This is a genomic window from Olivibacter domesticus, from assembly GCF_900109575.1.
Lineage (GTDB): Bacteria > Bacteroidota > Bacteroidia > Sphingobacteriales > Sphingobacteriaceae > Olivibacter > Olivibacter domesticus.
This window is the reverse complement of sequence record NZ_FOAF01000001.1, coordinates 1,759,032-1,779,430: the sequence shown is the minus strand read 5'-3', so window position 1 is coordinate 1,779,430 and position 20,399 is coordinate 1,759,032. Positions and strand designations below refer to the sequence as shown.

17 protein-coding genes are annotated in these 20,399 nt (G+C 37.6%); 9 read left to right on the top strand and 8 right to left on the bottom strand.

Annotated features, from left to right (window positions below; all coding sequences use genetic code 11):
* Positions 1-12: 12 nt before the first annotated feature.
* Complete coding sequence (locus BMY50_RS07865) at positions 13-813, bottom strand: alpha/beta hydrolase (protein WP_093321611.1); 801 nt, start codon at positions 811-813, stop codon at positions 13-15.
* Between the two features lie 4 nt (positions 814-817).
* Positions 818-1,936, bottom strand: a complete 1,119-nt coding sequence (locus BMY50_RS07860) for an alcohol dehydrogenase catalytic domain-containing protein (RefSeq protein WP_093321606.1) — start codon at positions 1,934-1,936, stop codon at positions 818-820.
* 225 nt (positions 1,937-2,161) lie between these two features.
* Between BMY50_RS07860 and BMY50_RS07855 the strand changes: the two genes are divergently transcribed.
* Entirely contained in the window at positions 2,162-3,037 is an 876-nt protein-coding gene (locus tag BMY50_RS07855; RefSeq protein ID WP_093321602.1) for an AraC family transcriptional regulator, read from the top strand.
* Here the strand turns inward: BMY50_RS07855 and BMY50_RS07850 are convergent.
* Together BMY50_RS07850 and BMY50_RS07845 are read right to left on the bottom strand one after the other, a co-directional pair.
* Positions 3,034-4,632: an alpha-amylase family glycosyl hydrolase gene (locus BMY50_RS07850; protein WP_093321597.1), complete on the bottom strand. Its 1,599-nt coding sequence runs from the start codon at positions 4,630-4,632 to the stop codon at positions 3,034-3,036. The genes BMY50_RS07855 and BMY50_RS07850 overlap by 4 nt on opposite strands.
* A 23-nt stretch (positions 4,633-4,655) precedes the next feature.
* Positions 4,656-5,480, bottom strand: coding sequence for a phytanoyl-CoA dioxygenase family protein (locus BMY50_RS07845; RefSeq protein ID WP_093321593.1), 825 nt, complete (start codon positions 5,478-5,480; stop codon positions 4,656-4,658).
* Positions 5,481-5,708: 228 nt separating this feature from the next.
* Between BMY50_RS07845 and BMY50_RS07840 the strand changes: the two genes are divergently transcribed.
* Positions 5,709-6,875, top strand: coding sequence for a tetratricopeptide repeat protein (locus tag BMY50_RS07840; protein WP_093321589.1), 1,167 nt, complete (start codon positions 5,709-5,711; stop codon positions 6,873-6,875).
* Positions 6,876-6,878: 3 nt separating this feature from the next.
* Here BMY50_RS07840 and BMY50_RS07835 read toward each other — a convergent pair whose 3' ends face one another.
* Entirely contained in the window at positions 6,879-7,469 is a 591-nt protein-coding gene (locus tag BMY50_RS07835; RefSeq protein WP_093321586.1) for a riboflavin synthase, read from the bottom strand.
* Positions 7,470-7,805: 336 nt separating this feature from the next.
* Here BMY50_RS07835 and BMY50_RS07830 point away from each other — a divergent pair, with 336 nt between their 5' ends.
* Positions 7,806-8,660 (top strand): N-acetylglucosamine kinase, encoded by an 855-nt coding sequence (locus BMY50_RS07830; RefSeq protein ID WP_093321584.1) that lies wholly within the window; start codon positions 7,806-7,808, stop codon positions 8,658-8,660.
* Between the two features lie 55 nt (positions 8,661-8,715).
* Here the strand turns inward: BMY50_RS07830 and BMY50_RS07825 are convergent, their stop codons facing one another.
* Complete coding sequence (locus BMY50_RS07825; protein ID WP_093321581.1) at positions 8,716-9,414, bottom strand: NUDIX hydrolase; 699 nt, start codon at positions 9,412-9,414, stop codon at positions 8,716-8,718.
* Positions 9,415-9,731: 317 nt separating this feature from the next.
* Here BMY50_RS07825 and pfkA point away from each other — a divergent pair, with 317 nt between their 5' ends.
* Genes pfkA through gap form a run of 3 tightly spaced genes read left to right on the top strand, consistent with a single transcriptional unit; the run spans position 9,732 to position 12,572 of the window.
* A complete protein-coding gene (gene pfkA / locus BMY50_RS07820) occupies positions 9,732-10,718 on the top strand; it encodes a 6-phosphofructokinase (protein WP_093321577.1) in 987 nt (328 codons plus the stop codon).
* A 4-nt stretch (positions 10,719-10,722) separates the two neighbouring features.
* The gene (locus tag BMY50_RS07815) at positions 10,723-11,571 is read left to right on the top strand and encodes a hypothetical protein (protein WP_093321572.1); all 849 of its coding nucleotides are present in this window, start codon (positions 10,723-10,725) and stop codon (positions 11,569-11,571) included.
* Between the two features lie 5 nt (positions 11,572-11,576).
* Complete coding sequence (gene gap / locus BMY50_RS07810) at positions 11,577-12,572, top strand: type I glyceraldehyde-3-phosphate dehydrogenase (RefSeq protein WP_093321568.1); 996 nt, start codon at positions 11,577-11,579, stop codon at positions 12,570-12,572.
* A 36-nt stretch (positions 12,573-12,608) separates the two neighbouring features.
* Here the strand turns inward: gap and BMY50_RS07805 are convergent, their stop codons facing one another.
* A complete protein-coding gene (locus BMY50_RS07805) occupies positions 12,609-13,328 on the bottom strand; it encodes a copper homeostasis protein CutC (RefSeq protein WP_093321564.1) in 720 nt (239 codons plus the stop codon).
* A gap of 131 nt (positions 13,329-13,459) precedes the next feature.
* Entirely contained in the window at positions 13,460-14,485 is a 1,026-nt protein-coding gene (locus tag BMY50_RS07800) for a N(4)-(beta-N-acetylglucosaminyl)-L-asparaginase (RefSeq protein WP_093321560.1), read from the bottom strand.
* A 204-nt stretch (positions 14,486-14,689) separates the two neighbouring features.
* On the opposite strand from BMY50_RS07800, the gene BMY50_RS07795 reads away from it, so the two are divergent.
* The 3 genes from BMY50_RS07795 (at position 14,690) to BMY50_RS07785 (ending at position 20,307) form a co-directional block, all read left to right on the top strand.
* Positions 14,690-15,880, top strand: a complete 1,191-nt coding sequence (locus BMY50_RS07795; protein WP_162276556.1) for a C40 family peptidase — start codon at positions 14,690-14,692, stop codon at positions 15,878-15,880.
* A 31-nt stretch (positions 15,881-15,911) separates the two neighbouring features.
* Positions 15,912-17,045, top strand: a complete 1,134-nt coding sequence (locus BMY50_RS07790) for a dipeptide epimerase (protein ID WP_093321552.1) — start codon at positions 15,912-15,914, stop codon at positions 17,043-17,045.
* Positions 17,046-17,124: 79 nt separating this feature from the next.
* Complete coding sequence (locus tag BMY50_RS07785) at positions 17,125-20,307, top strand: SusC/RagA family TonB-linked outer membrane protein (RefSeq protein ID WP_093321547.1); 3,183 nt, start codon at positions 17,125-17,127, stop codon at positions 20,305-20,307.
* Positions 20,308-20,399 lie beyond the last annotated feature (92 nt).

Here is a 20,399-nt window from a genome sequence, read left to right as displayed (position 1 = left end):
CATAATTTTCTACTATAAGAGCGCGGCAAAAAAAAGCAACGATTTTTCGATATGCTGCGTCCAGTATGGCCATTCGTGTCCTCCTGGATATTCAAAATATTGGTGATGGATATTATATTGAAGCATCCGATTGTGTAATTCTCTGTTATCAGCAATAAGTAAATCTGCTTTTCCGCAGTCAAACCGAATGGGGGGAAGTTTATCCTTATTAAGGACCATGGCATCAATAATATTTGGATATTGCGCGGCGGTAACATTGAACTTTTTAAGATCTTCTTCTACAAATAATCGCATTTGCTCAAATGCTGTTATCGAAGAATGTGCAGATACACCTTTAAAGCGGTTGGGATATAAACAGGCTAAGCGCAGCGCTCCGTACCCGCCCATAGATAATCCACCAATGAAAAGCGGAGAAATATCACTTACCTGTGGTATGACCTCGGTGAGTACCTTGGGAACATCATCAACAATCCATCGCTCAAAATTTCTTTTATGGTGTGATAAGAAAGCCGATCCGTCTCCCCATAAGCCATCGGATGGCATGGCTATTATCATATTGGGTAATAGACTTTCTTGAATCATCTTTAGCGCTTGCAAGTGAACGCCAGCTCCGAGAGGCCAACTCCAAGCACTGCCATACACACCATGAAGAAGTAATACAAGCGGTAAATTTTCAGATTGCTCTGTTTTCGGCGGTATAAATACAGAGATATCCCCTCTACCCTTTAAATTGGACGATTTAACCGTTACAAAACGAAGGTTTGCTTGTTCAAACAATGGGTTAGATATTTCAATTGTTCTGAAAGACGACATATATTTAATTGAAAATAATTACACCTTTGGCATTTTTTCCTGTTAGCATATCCTTAAATGCTTGCGATAAGTTTTCTATCGAATAAGTTCGAGAGATTAATTCTTCCAATAGTAATTGTCCCGAATCATAGAGTTGCATAATCTTTGGGAAATCAATATGAGGTTTGCATTTCCCATAAAGCGGATTAATATAAATTTTATCCCATTCAAATAGATTCATATCAAAAGTAATGGATTGCTCAATCCCGCTTACTTGTACAGCAGTGCCTGCATTGCGCACCATCGCCAATGGGGCCGCCCCAAGTTCAGGGACAGCTGTGCATTCAAAGGCATAGTCGGCACCCCTGTTGCCGGTCATCTTCTTAACTTCAAGAGCAGCTTTGAGGAGCCCCTTATCATCCTTATTCGTTAAGAGAGTATGTGTCGCGCCGAACCTTTTAGCCAAATTCAACCTGTTTTCATTTACATCTATTGCAATAATCATCGCAGCCCCTGCTATTTTAGCGCTTTGAACGACGCTCAGGCCTACACCTCCTGTACCTAATACCACAACAGAAGAGGCTGGTTTGACCTTAGCGGCATTTACAACAGAACCGTAGCCGGTCATAATCCCACAGCCTATTATACTTGCTGCAGCAAATGACATATTTATAGAGTCGTTTTTTACAACAGCTGCCTCCTTTACGATGACATATTCAGACAAAGTGCCTAAGTGGAAGGATCTCGCTATTGGTTTATTTTGCCATAGCGTATTGAAAGGTAAAGCATGGCCAGACGACTGGAAACCTGGTGGTCCGCAAACAGGTGAATGGTTCTCACATATATGTAAATTTCCTTCGGCACATTGATAACAATGACCGCATGGGATGGCCCAATTAAGTATTACCTTGTCGCCAATAGAAAAGTTATTGATAGCCTGTCCCACTTTTTCAACAATACCTGCCCCCTCATGGCCTAGCACCAAGGGAGTTCCCCAATTTAAAGAATCGAAATCTGTGTGACATACTCCAGCTGCTTTCATACGGACAATTATTTCATCCGGTGCAGGATCACCTATTTCTATGGTTTCTATTGAGAAGGTACCTTGTCCATTTGTAATGGCGGCCTTACTGTAAATCGACATATTTATTAGATAGTTTAAATTAACATAGACGTGCTTTAGTCGGTGATAAAAGAATCAGGTAACAACCTGCTTAAGTTGCTTGTCTTCTTCATAAGATATATTGGTCTCGTTACGCTCAAATTACGCCAATTGTTTTCATACCAAGGTGGTTAAAATTAATTTGTTAATGGACTTTTTTATCCATTGGAGATGTTTTATCTTTGAATGTGAACTAAAAAACCAATTATGTTAAAGGCCTCAGTAGAAGTATTGCAGCAAAGTAATGGCACCTTCTTATTACGGGAATTCGGTAAAGAAGCGTTTGATGCACCTTATCATTACCATCCAGAATATGAATTAACATATATAACCGCCGGTATTGGAAAGCGCTATGTGGGGAGCCATATGTCTGATTTTAAAAAAGGTGATCTGGTGTTGTTAGGTCCAAATTTACCTCATTGTTGGAAATTAGATACTTATGTGACAGAAAACGAAGCGGCAAGAGCTACAGTCCTACAGTTTACCATGAATTCGATAAGCGCGGATTTTATGGAAAAAGCCGAATTATCGGAAATAAAAAGATTATTGATGAAAGCGTCTCATGGAATAAGTTTCCATGGCAGATTAAACAATGTGATAAAAAAACATTTATTTAAGCTTAAAACAACAAACGGCTTGAAAGGAATTATAACCTTTTTAGAAATATTGGAGCAATTGTCATCTATGCAGGACTTCACGATACTAGCTTCGAGCGATTCTATTAACCGTGTCGCCAGTAATGATCAGCATAGAATCAACCAAGTAATGGCGTATATAGTTGAAAACTTCAGAAAGCAGCTGTCTCTGCAGGAGGCCTCTTCCATAGCGCATATGACCCCCAATGCATTTTGTAAGTATTTCAAAAAAACAACGAGAAAAACGTTCATAGAAACAGTAATAAATTACCGTTTAAATTATGCGACTAATCAATTAATTCAGACAGATAAAGCGATTTCTGAAATTGCATTCGAAAGCGGATTTAGCGATGTGTCTCATTTTTATAGGCAATTTAAACACCGTATGCATATAAGCCCGCTGAATTATAGAACTAAATTTGTTGAACAAATAAATCATGCATCTTAGAATTTAAATACCTGTACGTCATAGTTCTTTAATTGCAGTGTTATTTCATTTTCATTAACGCTATTGCCTTTCATTCCACCAAACAAGTTTTCCAGTTGATTAACAACTAACTGTTTATTGACAGACGAAAAGTTCAAGCGAACATGCTGCGCTTGATCAGATAGATTTACTACTACCAGCGCATGGCCATCTTCCGAAGCACGTATAAAGGATATTACTTGACTATTTGAATTTGGAAAGCTCATATAGTCGCCATTTATCAAAGCGTGATTTCTCTTTCTAAGAACTAATAAAGATTTATAAAAATTCCATAACGAACGTTTGTCTTGTTCTTGCTCTTCAAAGGAAATACCATCGTTTGGTTTTACATTTGATTCGTCCCACCACGGTCCTGTCCCTTTATACCAGAAGGCCATGCCCCGTCCGTTAATCTCCTTATACCATTCGAAAGCCTCACGAGAAGGTATTTCATTTGCATCTGTAATTATTTTACCATATTTTCCAAATTGAGCATTCCCTAACATACCTATTTCTTGACCATAGTAAATAGAGGGTATACCACCAATGAGCAAATTAATCGCAGCGCCAACGCGCAGCTTTCCGGGATTTTCCTTAACAACAGTTGCAAACCGAGGAATATCATGGTTTTCTATAAACATAATTTGTTCCTTGCCTTTTGGTGTATTACTAAATGTAGTATCAGCGAAAGCTTCGATTTTTTTCTTATCCAATGTGCGAACAGCCTGTTGTATTCTAAACGCAAAAACAGCATCCACACCACCTTGTTTAAGGTAGTCGATTCCATAGGAGAGCCAATCTGCTTGTTCAGCCATAAATTTAATATGTGGGTTAACCGACTTAAGATTCGTTAATAGTGGAACCCAGAAGGTTTTGAACAAGTTTATTAAAATACCTTTATTGTCTAAATCATCCATCATATGATCAAGCCTGAACCCATCGACACCATCGTCGAAGTTGCCATCTCCATTCGGATCTAGCCAATATTTAAATAACTGTAAGTTATAATTCTGTACTTCTTTATTGTTGAGGTTTACTGTAGTTATTTTCCTCGTAGTACCATCGTAACCAAGTAGTTCCGTTAGGTTGAAAACAATAGATGAGGGTTTAAGTTGAGCTGAATCGTCATAGAGGATATAGTTACTATATGCAGAGCCCGGATTACCAAAAGAATCACGCCACCATAAATGATCCTCGGTAACATATTGGGTCTCCATATCCATGTAAATTTTCATTCCCCGTTTGTGAACTTCTTTTACTAAATTTAGATAATCCGCAAGGGTACCATATTTCGGATCTATTTTTTTAAAATCAATTGCATAATAATTATGATAATAAACAGATTCGTAAAGAGGAGTCATTAGTATAGAAGTAACACCTAAGTTCTGTAGATAGTTTAGCTTCTCTTTTAAGCCATTTAAATCACCATGCGAATCTCCATTACTATCATAGAAGCTACGTTGAAATACATGATAAATTACCTCATCTTTTACCTCTTTTTGCTGCGCGTGGCTTTTGGTATTCGTTAAAACTGATAACAAAAAAAGCCAAAGAAGGGTAGCTGCAATTTTTTTCATTAATTGATAAATTAAATCATTTATTAAAGCAATAACGGGTTCAAATCAGAATCAGCCAAACTTCCGGGCTCCTTGCTTCCAAGCCATTGCTTTAAGTCATTCTCTTGATACTTATGTTTAGGCGCAGAAATTTTAGCGCCATCAGCAAAATAAATTACGGTCATGACTTCACGCATGGCATTATAATTATTGCCGGGTGCATTATGAATGGTGTATCCGGTATGCCATGTGGCGTCGCCTGCCTTCATTGCTGATGGTCGTACAATAGGAAGACGATGATCCCTTACATACTGATCAAATGCGTCATCTGATTCATCAGAAATAACAAAATCAAAAACATTGCCTTTAAGATGTGATCCAGAAGCGAAAGTAAGCATTCCCATATCCGGGTTCGGGATGTCCACTAGCGGCATCCACATAGTCACCGTCTTTTCTGTGTCAAGCGGCCAATAATTCTGGTCTTGATGCCAAGGAGTTGGCCCGCCCCCTGGCTCTTTGAACAATGCTTGATCATGATACAACCGTACATTTTCTACTTGTAGCAAAGCAGCAGCAATGCTGGCAAAGCGCTTAGCTAATACGAAACGTTTTACCTGCTCATTTACACGCCATAAGTTCATGATTTGTAAAAATGCCTTTCCGTAAGTATCTCTCTCATTTAACTTACGTTTCTCTTGGTTAAACTTATCTGCAGCCCCGCTAATAATCTTTTGGTATGCTACTGCTTCATCTGTTGATAAAAGCCCGAGTGTAATCGTATGGCCGTTCTTTTGGAATTCGTCTACTTGTTCCTGCGATACTGTTCTTATATCATCAAGATTTGGAATGTATTGATGGATTTCGTTCATAATCTGTTAAGTTAGATAGCAAAGTACGTGTTGCTAATGGCTTTTTAAAATGAATAAATTGCTGAATTTATGGATTATTTTATCCAATAATATTAGTGATATATGTCTATATGCTAATATAATCAATTAAAGCTTAGTTTTTTTAATATTAACTAATAAATTAGTTGTAGTGGATGTTTTTTTAGTTATATTTGATGTGTTATGTAGATTTTATTGAAGTAAAGGAATATGATAAGATATAAACTGTTATTAATAGCTAAGGTGTTTTGTCTGTTATCTATAACGACAAGCTACTGTCAAGATCAAAAGCCTAATGAAAAACACCTAATAGTGCTTTATCAATCACAAAAATTTGGAGATGCAGCGGACTATCTAGCAAAATTTTATAATCAGGACACGGCTGACATCAAAATATTAGAAGGGCTGGCTTTCAGCAATAAGATGGCGAGTAACTACGTCGAAGCTGAGAAATATTACAAGAAATGGTTAGAAAAAGATAGAAGATCCATTGGCGTTTTGTCAAATTTGGCTAGTATCAATTTTCAACGAGGTGATTATAGGGAAGCCAAGGGATATTACTTACAAATACTTGCATTAGACAGTGCACATCTTTCAAGCTATCGAGCACTTTCAGCTATTGCACAAACAAATGGAGAGCTAGAAGTATCTCATAACTATCTATCGAGTGCCAATCGAATAAACCCTAAAAATATAGATATTGCTTATGACTTAGCGGTGCTTAATTTGTCATTAAAGCAATATAGCAGCGCCGATTCTATCTTATCAATTGCTTTAATCAATGATCCTAAAAATATATTATTACTCAAGGCGAAAGCGCAGGCACTGTATGGCTTACAGAAGTTTAAGAGTACCATTGAATTGGGAGAAATTTTGCTAGAAGCCGGAGATAGTTCCGACATGGTTTTAAATCTACTTGCACCATCCTACTATTTTGATAAGAATTATGTTAAATGTAAAGATTTACTAAATACATTAGAAAGTAGGGGCGAGTTAAAAGAAGCCCAATTATATTATATGGCCATGAGCAATGCTAAGCTTCAATTAACAAAGCAGGCTCTTAATTATTTTGAAAAGACACTTGAAGCAGCTATTTCCCCCAATGTGGCAAATTATTATTTTGAAAAAGCTACATTACATGAAAAGGCGGGGCAATACCACTACGCTTCTCGTGACTATAGAAATAGCTTACAATTCAAGGTTTTACCCATCACATTCTACAGCCTGGGGCTGCTATATGACTATAAACTCAAGCAAGTAAAAACCGCCAAAAAATATTATCAGCGTTATCTACGAGAAAATCCAAAAGGACAGGAAAATAAACTGTACATTAAGTTTGTGAAACAGCGAATGTTAGAGCTAGGTAACAAATTGTAATGATTAATTTGTTGTTGACAGCAACCTAGCAACATATTTGCCAATTATGTCAAACTCTAAATTCACATTATCGCCTACTTTAACGGTACGCATGGAAGTATTTTCATAGGTGTAAGGGATGATGGCAACCGAAAAAGTATTAATTCCTGAGTCAACAACTGTCAGACTTATTCCGTTTACTGCGATTGATCCTTTTTCAACAGTGACGTTTCCCAAATTTGAATCATATTGAAACGTGAATAACCAACTTCCATTAACATCTTTAATTGAAGTGCAAGTGGCTATTTGATCTACATGACCTTGTACAATATGTCCATCCAATCTGCTTCCAACTAAAGTACATCTTTCAAGATTTAATACATTACCAATCTGTATTGTGTCAAGGTTGGTTTTTGTAAGAGTTTCCTGAATGGCTGTAACCGTATGTTCACCATCGGCAGAAGCAGTTACTGTCAAACATACGCCGTTATGAGATACGCTTTGATCTACTTTTAGCGAATCAGATATAGATGACTCAATTGTAAAATGAAGATTAGAATTTTCTTTTTCTATATTTTTGACCTTACCTATAGTCTCTATGATGCCTGTAAACATTGTTTTACGTTTTTAATTACAAAGGTACGTTTACCTTCGGAACTAAAGAAATGATTTCTTTAAAATCATGAATACTAATTGTAAAAAGTACACTATAGAAAGTATCTTTTTTAAATCAATAAAAACCGTCTTATTATGTTTAATATAATGGTTTTTAGACTGATTTATCAATCAGTACAAAAAAATAATTCACTTATTTTTCTTTATTTATTTGTATTAATATATCGAAACATGTATTTTGTGCCACAATTTTCAGCATTACTATTTTGAATTATGTAATGACACAAGAATTTTAATGAAAGAGATATAAATCAATATTTAACTAAAACCAATAACATGATCATTATTGCAGATGGCGGTTCGACCAAAACTAATTGGTGCCTGATTAATGACTCCGGTAAAAAAATCTATTTTAACACTGAGGGATACAATCCTTATTTTGTTTCAAGTGATTACATCGTAAGTTCCCTAAAAAAAGGTCTGCCGAAGGACTTACCTTTCAGTGAAGTAAAAGAAGTAAATTATTATGGTGCAGGAGTTCACAACGATGAAAAGGCAGCCATAGTAGCAATGGCTATCAAACAAGTCTTTAAAGAATCGGAGGTTTTTGTCGGACATGATTTATTAGCGGCTGCTAGGGCTTTATTGAAAGATAAGGCTGGTTTTGCTGCAATACTAGGCACGGGCACCAACACCTGTATATATGACGGGAAAGATATTGTTCAGAATATTGATTCTGCAGCATATATTTTAGGAGATGAAGGTAGTGGATGTTATATAGGGAAAAAACTACTTACCGATTATGTGCGTGGTTATATGCCAAGCGATGTAAGAGAAGTTTTTTGGGATACCTTTAAATTAACTCCAGATGATGTAATGGATGCTGTTTATACAAAACCATTGGCAAATAGATTTTGTGCAAGTTTTAGTAAATTTGTTTATGATATTATGATCAATATGGAGTATTCTCGTGGAATAGTAAAAACGTCGTTTGAAGATTTCTTTAAAAATTTAGTTGTTCATTATCCAGAGTATCAAAAATATTCTTTTAATTGTATAGGCTCAGTAGCTTATAACTTTAGAAATGTCTTGGAAGAAGTAGCACATGAATTCCATATGGAATTTGGACGGATAGTGCGTTCACCTATTGATGATTTAGTTAAATTTCATCAAGAACGAATTGACGTGTAATTTCCGTTTTGAATAAAAAGGGGCTGTATCAACTATTTATGATACAGCCCCTTTTTTATTTTGAGAAATTTAACTCGTTTTTAAAGATCTTATTGTATTTACGTTTATCAAACTTGTAGAGTTTAGCCGCTCTATATGAAACTCCTTTTTGCTTTTCATCCAACTCCTTTAATATATTGTATTTAAGCATCTTTTTCCTAAAATTACGCTTGTCGAGTTTCTTATCCCAAATGGCCTCATACAATTGCTGAAGCTGTGTTAAGGTAAACTTTTCAGGTAATAATTCAAAGGCAATTGGGCTGTGGCTCACCTTCCTTCTAATTTTTTCGATACTCTTCTCGATGATGTTCTTATGGTCGAATGCTAAATCAGGTAGGTGGTTTAATGGATGCCATTGTGCCTTTCTCACATAATCGGTTGATGGCTTAAGGTTATTGCCAATCGCTTCTAGTCTTAACATAGCATAATAAGCAACAGTAATTATACGGCCCTGCGGATGTCGTTGAAGATCCCCAAAAGTATAAAGCTGCTCCATATAGATGCCTTTCAAACCAGTGTGTTCAAGAAGTATACGCTTTACAGCATCATCTATAGTTTCGTTATGTTCTACAAAAAAACCAGGTAAGCCCCACCATTCTTTAAATGGATATTCGTTCCTTTCAATAAGTAGAACTTTTAGTTCTCCTTCACTAAAACCAAATATCACACAGTCGGCCGTAAATATAGATTGTAAATGTGGTAAATTAGATTGCAAAGTTTTATTTTTTAAGGTTTTTACTATTTAAATCAGTTTCCAATTATGCTAAAGCTAACAAAATATTGCATCACTATGTTTTGATCTTAAACATTTTTATGTTACTTTAAGCTATTGTATCCAAAATTAGGGAAGAAAAGGATAAAAGCAAAACTTCTTTGATATCTTGTTTATTTAGTTTTATATTGTTGTTTTCGCGAGGGATAGAATCCACCTTGGGAAAAAAATAAAAAAAATACAAATAAATAGCAATAGTGTAAGAAATACACCCTATATTCGTACTTGGATAAATCAAGGAAACCTATATAAATATTACAGTGGAGAATTCAATCAAACGTATAGGCGTATTTACTTCGGGAGGAGATGCTCCGGGAATGAACGCATGTATCCGTGCAGTTGTACGGACAGCTATCTATGAAGGGAAGAAAGTAAGCGGTATTTTACACGGCTACCAAGGTATGATCGATAAAAATATCATCGCTATGGATAGTCGTTCAGTTAGCAATATATTGCAACTAGGCGGAACTATTTTAAAAACTGCTCGGTGCCTAGATTTCAGAACAACAGAAGGACGTCTTAAAGCTTATAATAATATCAAGGAAGAGGGAATAGATGCTCTTGTAGCAATTGGGGGTGACGGAACCTTTACTGGAGCAGAGGTATTTTCCAGGGAGTTTGATATCCCCGTTGTTGGTATACCAGGAACCATTGATAACGATTTATACGGTTCTGATTTCACATTGGGATATGATACTGCCAATAATACAGTAATCGACGCAATTGATAAAATTAGAGATACTGCAGCTTCTCATGATCGTCTGTTTTTTATTGAAGTAATGGGCCGTGATTCTGGTTGTATTGCCCTTAATTGCGGTATTGCAGGCGGGGCAGAAGCTATTTTACTGCCGGAAAAAGAAACAGGCATAGATGAGCTTATTCAAAAGCTCGAAAGTGCCGCAAAGGATAAAAAATCATCTACAATAGTTATTGTTGCAGAGGGTGATAAGAATGGAGGGGCTTATAATGTGGCAAAAAGAGTACAGGAAAAGTTCGATTTCTATGATGCAAAGGTAACTATTTTAGGGCATTTGCAACGAGGAGGATCGCCGAGTAGCTTCGACAGAGTGTTAGCCAGTAGACTTGGCTTTGCCGCCGTAAAAAATCTATTACGCGGACAAACACGTATAATGGTTGGTTTACGTGGAAATGATATTGTTACCACCTCATTAGAGGAAGCTTTGCGGAGCAAAGAATTTAAGTTGGCTGAGGATATGATCGAAATGACAAATGTGTTAGCCATTTGATTTTATGATAGCGGTAGTTTACAGCGGTTCGAGATTTGCAGATTGGCGGTTAGCCGAAAGAGGGAAGGTGGTGGCTGGTTTTAAAACGATGGGTATTAATCCCTATCACAATGATGAACGTTACATCTCTCAGGTTCTGAATAAAAATAACAGCCTGATAAACTATGCGGAAAGAATAAAAAAGATATATTTTTTTGGTGCCGGGGCATCTTCTGATGAGCGAAAACAGACCGTTTATGATGCTTTTAAAAACTTTTTTAGATATAGCAAAGTATTAGTAGAACACGATATGCTTGCAGCGGCTCTTGCGACGGGTGGAAATGAACAGTCGCTCGTTGGAATTTTAGGAAGTGGTTCGAATGCTGCCTATTATGACGGGAGGAGGATCGCCGAATCGAATTACGGTTTGGGTTATATCCTAGCTGATGAAGGTTCTGCTAATTGGATGGGCAGGTACTTACTGAGAAGTTATCTTTCCGAGTCATTACCTGTCGATTTGGAGAATAGATTCGTCAGTTATTATCCGCTGGACAGAAAACAGATAATGGAAAAAGTGTATAGAAACCCAAACGCTGCATTATTCTTGAGTTCTTTCGCTGATTTTGTTGCAGAACAAAAAGGCCATGAGTTCGTTCATAATATGGTATTAGAAGGTTTTCATACGTTGTTTGAAACTTATTTTGTGCCGTTAAAGAACAAACATGGCTTTAATAAGATAAATTTTACCGGAAGTGTGGCTGCCGGATACGAAGAATGGTTACGGCAAACTGCCAATACGTTTGGTATGGAAGTAGGTGTTGTAATTAAAGAGCCTATTCATAACCTTTTAAATTATTATTTAAATAAAAATTAGTTAAAATGAAAATTGGAATTAATGGATTTGGACGTATAGGACGTCTAGCATTTAGAGCAGCAATAAACCGCGAGGGCATTGAAATTGTTGGTATTAACGATTTAGTTGATCCGGAATATATGGCCTACATGCTAAAATATGATTCTACACATGGACGTTTTGATGGTACTGTTGAAGCAAAAGATGGTAATTTAGTTGTTAATGGCAAAACTATTCGTGTTACCGCAGAAAAGGATCCAGCAAACCTTAAGTGGGGAGATATTGGCGCGGAAGTTATTGTTGAATCAACTGGTTTATTTTTAACACAAGAAACTGCGCAAAAGCACATTGATGCTGGCGCTAAAAAAGTAGTTATGTCAGCCCCAGCAAAAGACGATACACCAACGTTTGTAATGGGAGTTAACCACAAGGAGTTAAGGTCTGATCAACATATTGTTTCGAATGCTTCTTGTACAACAAATTGTTTGGCTCCTCTTGTGAAGGTTCTAAACGATAAATATGGGATTATCGAAGGGTTAATGAGCACTGTACATGCAGTTACTGCTACTCAGAAAACTGTTGATGGGCCTTCTGCGAAGGATTGGAGAGGCGGACGTGGCGCTTATCAAAATATCATTCCTTCTTCTACCGGTGCAGCAAAAGCTGTTGGTTTGGTAATACCTTCTATAAAAGGTAAATTAACAGGAATGTCTTTCCGTGTTCCGGTACCTGATGTGTCTGTAGTTGATTTAACAGTACGTTTAGAAAAATCTGCTACATATGAAGAAATTAAGAAAGCTTTTAAAGATGCATCTGAAGGCGAACTTAAAGGTATTTTAGGTTATACTGAAGACGAAGTAGTTTCTGAAGATTTTAAAGGTGATCCACGTACTTCCATCTTTGATGCGAAGGCTGGTATTGCTTTAAATGACAACTTTGTAAAAGTAGTTTCTTGGTACGATAATGAGTGGGGTTATTCAAATAAATTGATTGATCTGGTACAAGAAATCGGTAAATTGTAAAAGCCAATTAGCTAATTAGCCAATTTGGTTAATTAGCTAATTATTTATCAATTTCACAATTCTTCTGATCGTATCCTCGTTACTTACTTCTACCAATTCTCCCATATTCTGTATTGAAGGATTCTGATATTTCATCATACTTTTAACAGGGGTTTTTGCAGAAGTATGATATTCCTGTGCTTTTGTTGCAATCATCAATTCTGAAATATTGTCTTCATTTACACCAGAACCCGGCATGATGATAATTCTGTTTGCAGCTTTTTCTACCAGTTCTTTCAAAAATACACGACCGTCAAAAGCCGTATTTTTCATGCCCGAAGTTAGTATTCTTTCACAGCCACAGTGAATGATGTCTTCTAAGGCCTGTAAGCCATTATTGCAACTATCGAATGCCCTATGAAAAGTAACACCCATTGGAGAAGCTATGTTCACCAATTCTTTCGTACGTTCTATGTCAACATTGCCTTCTGCGTCTAAGATACCGATTACCACTCCATCGCAACCTAGCGCTTTACAATTTACGATATCCTCCTTCATAACTTCAAATTCCTCCCGTGTATAGAGGAAATCGCCCGCTCTTGGTCTAATCAATACATACACTTTTATTTGAGTTGTTTCGCGTACTTTTTTGATAGTGCCATAAGATGGAGTTGTTCCCCCTTCATTTAAATTTTCACAAAGTTCTATTCTTTGTGCCCCACCATTCTGCGCTGCTATAGCTGAAGCGAACGAGTTCGCGCATATTTCAAGTGCCATGTATATATTCGTTATTCGTTATTAGTATCAAGGTATAAGACACAAGTATCAAGACGTATTTGTTCATTATTGGTTGCGAATTTCATCCTTCACACCTGATAAAAAAATGTAATGCTTTAGATAACATATTTTCAGAATATACTTTTACCTTTAATGAGTAGATCTTGTGTTTCCTCATTACAAACGGCAAATGAAAAGCCTTTCTGTAATGCGTAGGCGCCATATTGTCCGTTTTTATTTATGGCTAAAAAACCTACTTGAATTTCTTTAGCTTTTTGAGGTTTTTTTCTAATTATTCTTTCAACAGCTTCTTTACAAGCATCTTCAGGAGAATACCCTTGTCTCATAAGTTCAACAACTAAAAAACTGCCAACGGTTCTTACAACTTCTTCACCAACACCAGTTGAGGTAGCGGCGCCAATTTCGTTGTCAACATAGAGACCAGCTCCAATAATTGGACTATCGCCCACTCTGCCGTGCATTTTAAAGGCCATTCCGCTGGTAGTACAAGCACCGCTGAGATTCCCCTTAGCATCGAGGGCAAGCATACCTATTGTATCGTGATTATATTGATTTCCAGGAAGTTTATTTGGGGAAAAATGTTGGTTTTCAATGTTCATAATGGGTTTATACTCTGCTTTTTTTAACCATTCTTGCCATGCTTTTTCAGCACTTTCCGTTAAGAGATTTTCTTTCTGAAAACCGTTCTCCAAGGCAAACTGTAAGGCTCCTTCACCCGCCAACATTACATGAGGCGTTTTTTCCATTACTAAGCGTGCAACGGATATGGCATGTGTTATATGTTCCATCGCTAAAACAGCTCCACAATTACCATTTTCGTCCATAATGCAGGCATCTAAGGTAACATGGCCGTCGCGGTCAGGATAGCCACCTTTACCAACCGTAACATTCTTTAAGTCTGCTTCAGGTATTCTAACACCTGCTTCCACAGCGTCTAAAGCTCTTCCGTTATCCTTTAGTATTTTCCATGCTGCCTGGTTTGCTGCTATGCCAAAATCCCAGGTAGAAATAACGATAGGCTTCGTTACTTTACCTTTTGATTCTATTGTTTTCCCGTTGACAGAAAGGTTGTTTCCTAAACTTAAAGCGGCAGTACTTAGTAAACTTTTTTGAATAAACTTCCTTCTATTTATCATGTGTTATGTTTTCAAAAGCAAACTTAAAAAAAATACGTTAATTAAGTCATTACAAAGCTTAAATTAGGTTTGAAGCCCTCTCTTCGATAAAGACTTTTTATTAGACTGCATTATTTTGCGTTTTTTAATTAAAATGCGCATAAATATTTGTATTTCGAAATCTTTGCTTCTATATTAGTGTAATATATGCCCACCTTAATTGATATGAGAAGAATTTGCCTGATTTTCTTACAGTTATTTATTTGTTATGCGCTCTCAGAAGCTGCTCCTGATTCTGTTTTAATAAAAAAGATGGAAGCTATTGCTCGGGATGTGGCCAAAGCATATGCCCCTGACAAAAGGACTGAGATATTTACTTTGATAAGTGATTCATCAGGAGTCTTTAGCTTAGAGACAACGTGCAAAAACGCTGCTATGAGCTTCATAAAAAGTGTAAAGGCCAAAAATCTAGACACACCAATATCAATTAGGTTACTGCCTGATACGTCTTTAAGTGAATATGTCTTTGGTTTAGTAAACGTTTCCGTCGGAAACATAAGAACCCAACCAAAAAATGCGGCGGAAATGGCTTCACAAGCATTGCTAGGATGGCAAATGGATATTCTTAAAAAACAGGGAGGCTATTACTTAATTCGAACACCAGATGGTTACATCGGATGGATGGATAATGCAGCGGTGAGTTTGAAAAGTAAAGCAGATATTGATAATTGGAATGAAAAAAAGCGGCTGATCTTTATAGAAGATTATGGCCATGCATACAGTGAGGCAAACAAACAGTCGCAACGTGTATCAGATTTGGTTTTAGGAAATATACTAACATATAAAGGAGAAAAAGATGGGTTTTATGCAGCCCTATTTCCTGACGGGAGAGAAGGATTTATAGAAAAAGAACTGATGGCGGAATATAGTAATTGGAAGAAAAATACTGTTGCATCGGCAGCGTCAATTATTAAAATAGCTAAGAGGATGATTGGTGTTCCCTATTTATGGGGGGGTACCTCTATAAAGGGAGTAGATTGCAGTGGTTTCACAAAAACAGCCTATTTTATGAATGGATTGGTTATTCCCAGAGATGCGTCTCAGCAGGTATTGGTAGGGGAGCCAGTTGATATCCTTACAAATGATGAATTAGATATAACAAAAGCTTTAAAGAATCTAAAAGCGGGTGATCTGCTTTTTTTTGCAGGTGGTGCACACAGAACGCCAAACGCGCGCGTAACACATGTTGCGTTGTATATGGGTGAGGGGCAATTTATTCATTCTGCCGGTAAAGTTAGAATTAACAGTATGTTAAATAACGATCCAAATTACGATGATTTTCAGAGCCGTACAGTTGTGGCTGCTAGAAGATACCTGGGGAGTATAGGTAACGAGGGTGTGAAGCGTGTTAATTAGTCAAACAATATCTAAACTTTAATATAGAAGTATGATCAATCGCAGGATTTTTTTAAAAGCTAGCTCCTTAGCAGCAACTTTGTCATTGGCTCCTTACGCAGCTTTACTAGCCACAGGAAAAACAACAGAACAACGTCTAGGTAAATTTATTTTACGATACAGACCATATACATTAACGTTAAAACATGTATTTACCCTTGCAGCTGGATCTCGAAGTACCACACCGGTAGTACTAACAGAATTGGAGTTTGACGGGGTCATAGGTTATGGAGAGGCGTCTATGCCCCCTTATCTAGGTGAGTCGCACGAAAGCGTTCTTAGCTTTTTAAGTAAAGTAGATTTAACCAAATTTAACGACCCCTTTTTAATTGAGGATATTCTAGGTTATGTGGATACATTAATGCCCAAAAACACCGCGGCAAAGGCATCTGTAGACATCGCATTACATGATTTGTTAGGGAAAATGATGCGGCAACCTTGGTGTCGTATCTGGGGGTTTAACCCAGCTACCGCCCCAAACACCTCTTATACAATTGGCATTGACACGGCGGAAGTAGTGAAGCAAAAGGTACGTGAAGCAGAGCCATACAAAATTCTTAAAGTAAAATTGGGTTTGGATAGTGATAAGATGATGATCGAAACCATCAGAGAGGTAACCGACAAACCGTTGTGTGTTGATGTTAATCAGGGATGGAAGAAGAAAGAATTTGCGCTTGAAATGGCCCATTGGTTAGCCGATAGAGGAGTGGTTTTTTTAGAACAGGCCATGCCTAAAGAGCAGATAGATGATAATGCTTGGCTAACGGAAAGAAGTCCGATTCCTACTATAGGAGATGAGGCCGTGCAGCGGTTAGCGGATGTTAAAAAAGCGCATGGTGTTTATAATGGCATTAATATAAAACTTATGAAATGTACAGGTATGCGCGAAGCACATAAGATGGCCGAGTTGGCTAAAGCCTTAGATATGAAAGTGATGCTGGGCTGTATGACGGAAACCTCCTGTGCTATTTCAGCAGCATCTCAGCTAGCTCCGATCGTAGATTGGGCAGACCTAGATGGTGCCCTTTTAATAAGAAATGATGTGTTTCACGGAATGCAAGTAGTTAATGGGAAGATAACGGTGCCGAACGAACCTGGCGTTGGTGTTTCAAAACGTTCATTATGAGTAATATAATATATAAAAAATTATAATATAATACCTGAATTATGATCTAAATTTTCTCAATCTTAACTAAACTATTCAAATGAAACGATCTTTACTAATTATGTGCAGTTTGTTAATTAGTTTAACGACTCTTGCACAACAACAAAGGAGAGTGACGGGGGTGGTTACTGCTGCAAAAGATGGTAGTCCGGTAGTTGCCAGTATAAAAATCAAAGGAACTGATCAAGGTACTTCATCCAATACGGAAGGGCATTACGCATTAAATAATGTTCCAGAAAATGCAGTTCTCATTTTTACATCGGTAGGATATCTACCTCTTGAACACCCTGTTGGTAGCCAGTCCGTTATTAATGTATCCCTTGAAACGGGAGATCAGACATTGGATGAGGTTATGGTAGTGGCCTATGGTACGGCGAAGAAAGGAACATATACAGGATCCGCTTCGGTAGTTAAACAAAGCGATGTGAATGATATTCCAACGGTTTCTTTTGAAAATGCGCTGGTTGGGCGCGTACCAGGTATGCAGGTAACTAATTCGTCGGGCCAGGCGGGAGCTGCACCGAGCATCCGTATTCGTGGTATTGGCTCAATGAATGCATCTAATGAACCATTATATGTGATTGATGGTGTACCGGTTGTCTCTGGTGATGCTGGGCAAATGGGAGATTATATTTACACTTCCAACAACGTAATGAATTCACTAAATCCTGCAGATATAGAAACCATTACAGTGTTAAAGGATGCAGCAGCTTCATCCCTATATGGCTCGAGGGCAGCAAATGGTGTTATTCTCATTACAACGAAAAAAGGAAAGGAGGGGAAGCCGGTTATAAATCTAAGGTCTTCAATTGGCATAACGCCGTCTTGGGCAACCGATAACTATGAAACTGCAGGTGTACAAGAACAAGTGAACATGTTATATCAAGTGTTTCATGATTACCGCACCTCCAATGGAAGAGACGAGTCGTTCGCGAATGCGGACGCACTTAGTAAATTAAATACGCGGTTCAACAAGCATGGTTATTATTTTGAAACAAACGGTACCGGTCTGTACGAAAATGTGAACATTAAAGGAATGACCGATGGTATTGTAAACAGGGAGGGTACATACTTTAACTGGGACGATGTCCTTTTTAGAACAGGCGTTTACCAAACAAATGACTTGTCTGTAAGTGGGGGAGACGACAAAACAAAATATTATTCCTCGCTTTCATATACCAAAGATCAAAGTAGGATAAAGGTGAACGACTATGACCGTATAGCCGGACGTATTAATTTGTCACAGAAAATTGGCAAACACATTGAGTTTATGTCTAATGTTAATGTATCAAACAATACTCAAAAAGGATTCAATGATACAAGAAGCACAGGTTCTAATTACTTCCTTCAGTCGCGGAATTTACTTTGGCCATTATATTGGCCTACTGACTATAAAACTGGTAAACCTTGGACTGATCGCTATGGAAGTTATGCTTATAATGCCGAATACTATAACAATGAATGGGAGAATAAATCCAAAACATTACGGGTGTCTGCTAATGAAACATTAACTATTAATATCCTTCCGGAGTTAAATATTAAGTCGGTATTTTCATTCGATAATGCAGAAATTAAAGATCATCTTTATTATAGTGCAAACCATTTTGACGGCTCCACTACTAATGGTTCTGTAACAGAAATGAGTACCAATATCAGAAAGATAGTGTCTTCTACTACAGCTAATTATAGCAAAGAGTTTGGTTTGCATGGCTTAAGTTTACTAGCGGGTTTCGAGGTAGAAAAAAATCAAACGGATTTTCAACGGTCGACAGGAACAGATCTTCCTTCGAGTGCTTTGCATACAGTGGCCACCGCCGGTGTACTAGACGCAAGCGCTTATAGCTGGGGGTACAATATGTTGTCTGTATTATCAAGGGCGGAGTACAATTATGCGCAACGATATTATGCTTCTGCCTCCTATCGTCGTGATGGTTCTTCTCGTTTGGGGCCAGATACCCGCTGGGGAGATTTCTGGTCTGTAGCAGGTTCGTGGCGCATTAATCAAGAAGCATTTATGAAAGAGCTGGATTATGTAAGTAATTTACGTGTAAGGGCTTCATATGGTGTAAATGGCACGCTTCCGATAGCAGACTATGGATGGATGTCCTTAACCAAATATACTGATAATAAATATATGGGGTCACCGGGTGGAGCAATTAGTACGATTGCTGATAAGAATCTGACATGGGAAACCAGTTATACAACAAATTTGGCTTTGGAGTTCGGTTTTTTTGATAATCGATTATATGGTACGGTTGAATACTTTAACCGTGATTCCAAAGACCTGCTACAAGATGTCCCTATTTCTACAGTAACGGGTTTCAGTTCGACGTTAAAGAATGTAGGAGAAATTAATAATAGAGGCTTTGAGGTAGATTTAGGGTATGATATTATTCGATCTGATAAATGGCGATGGAGTGCAAGCGTGAATGCCTCGTTTATCAAATCAAAAGTAACGAAGCTATATAAAAATCAAGGAGATGTTAAGGGACAGGATATTATATGGTATGATCCAACAGGAGATGACGATAGGGCTCAATATATTTATAGAGAAGGCGAATCGGTGTTAAGTTTTTATGGCTATGAATGGGCTGGAGTAGATCCTGAAAATGGAAAAAACGTATGGTACGTAAACAATCCTGAAAATGCAACTGACGGTGATTTTGTGTATAATGGGCGAGGTGCAACTAATGATTGGTCGAAAGCAAATTATAAAATTTTAGGTTCAGCGTTGCCTACGGTATATGGTGGGTTTAATACTGATGTGGAATATAAGGGAATATCGCTCGGTTTTAATTTTATCTATAAATTGGGTGGTTACCTTTATGATGGAGCGTTCAAAGATGTGGCGGATGACGGGTACTATTGGGAACGAATTCGATCCGAATACTACTACGACAATATGTGGACGGCTTCTAACACAGGTGGCAGCTTACCAAAGTTGGATGGAAATGACCTGACGGACCCACAAAAATACAGTAGCCGCCAGATGCATAGCGCAAGTTTCTTGCGGCTAAAAAACATCAATTTGGCATATAGCATTCCAACTGCCATCACCAGAAAAGTAGGGGTTTCCAGTGCAAGGGTTTATTTTAATGGAACAAATCTCTTAACATTTTCGAAATATAAGATTGCGGATCCAGAAGTTAACCAATACGGTACGAGGGGCTGGGAAACACCAATTGGAAAAATTTATACATTCGGTGTTGAGTTTAGTTTCTAATGATTAAAAAACAAACCGAGTATAACGAGCTCATTTATGCCAATGAGAAAATCACTCATACCGCCGAAGGCAGCGTGAATGCCTCTAAAATT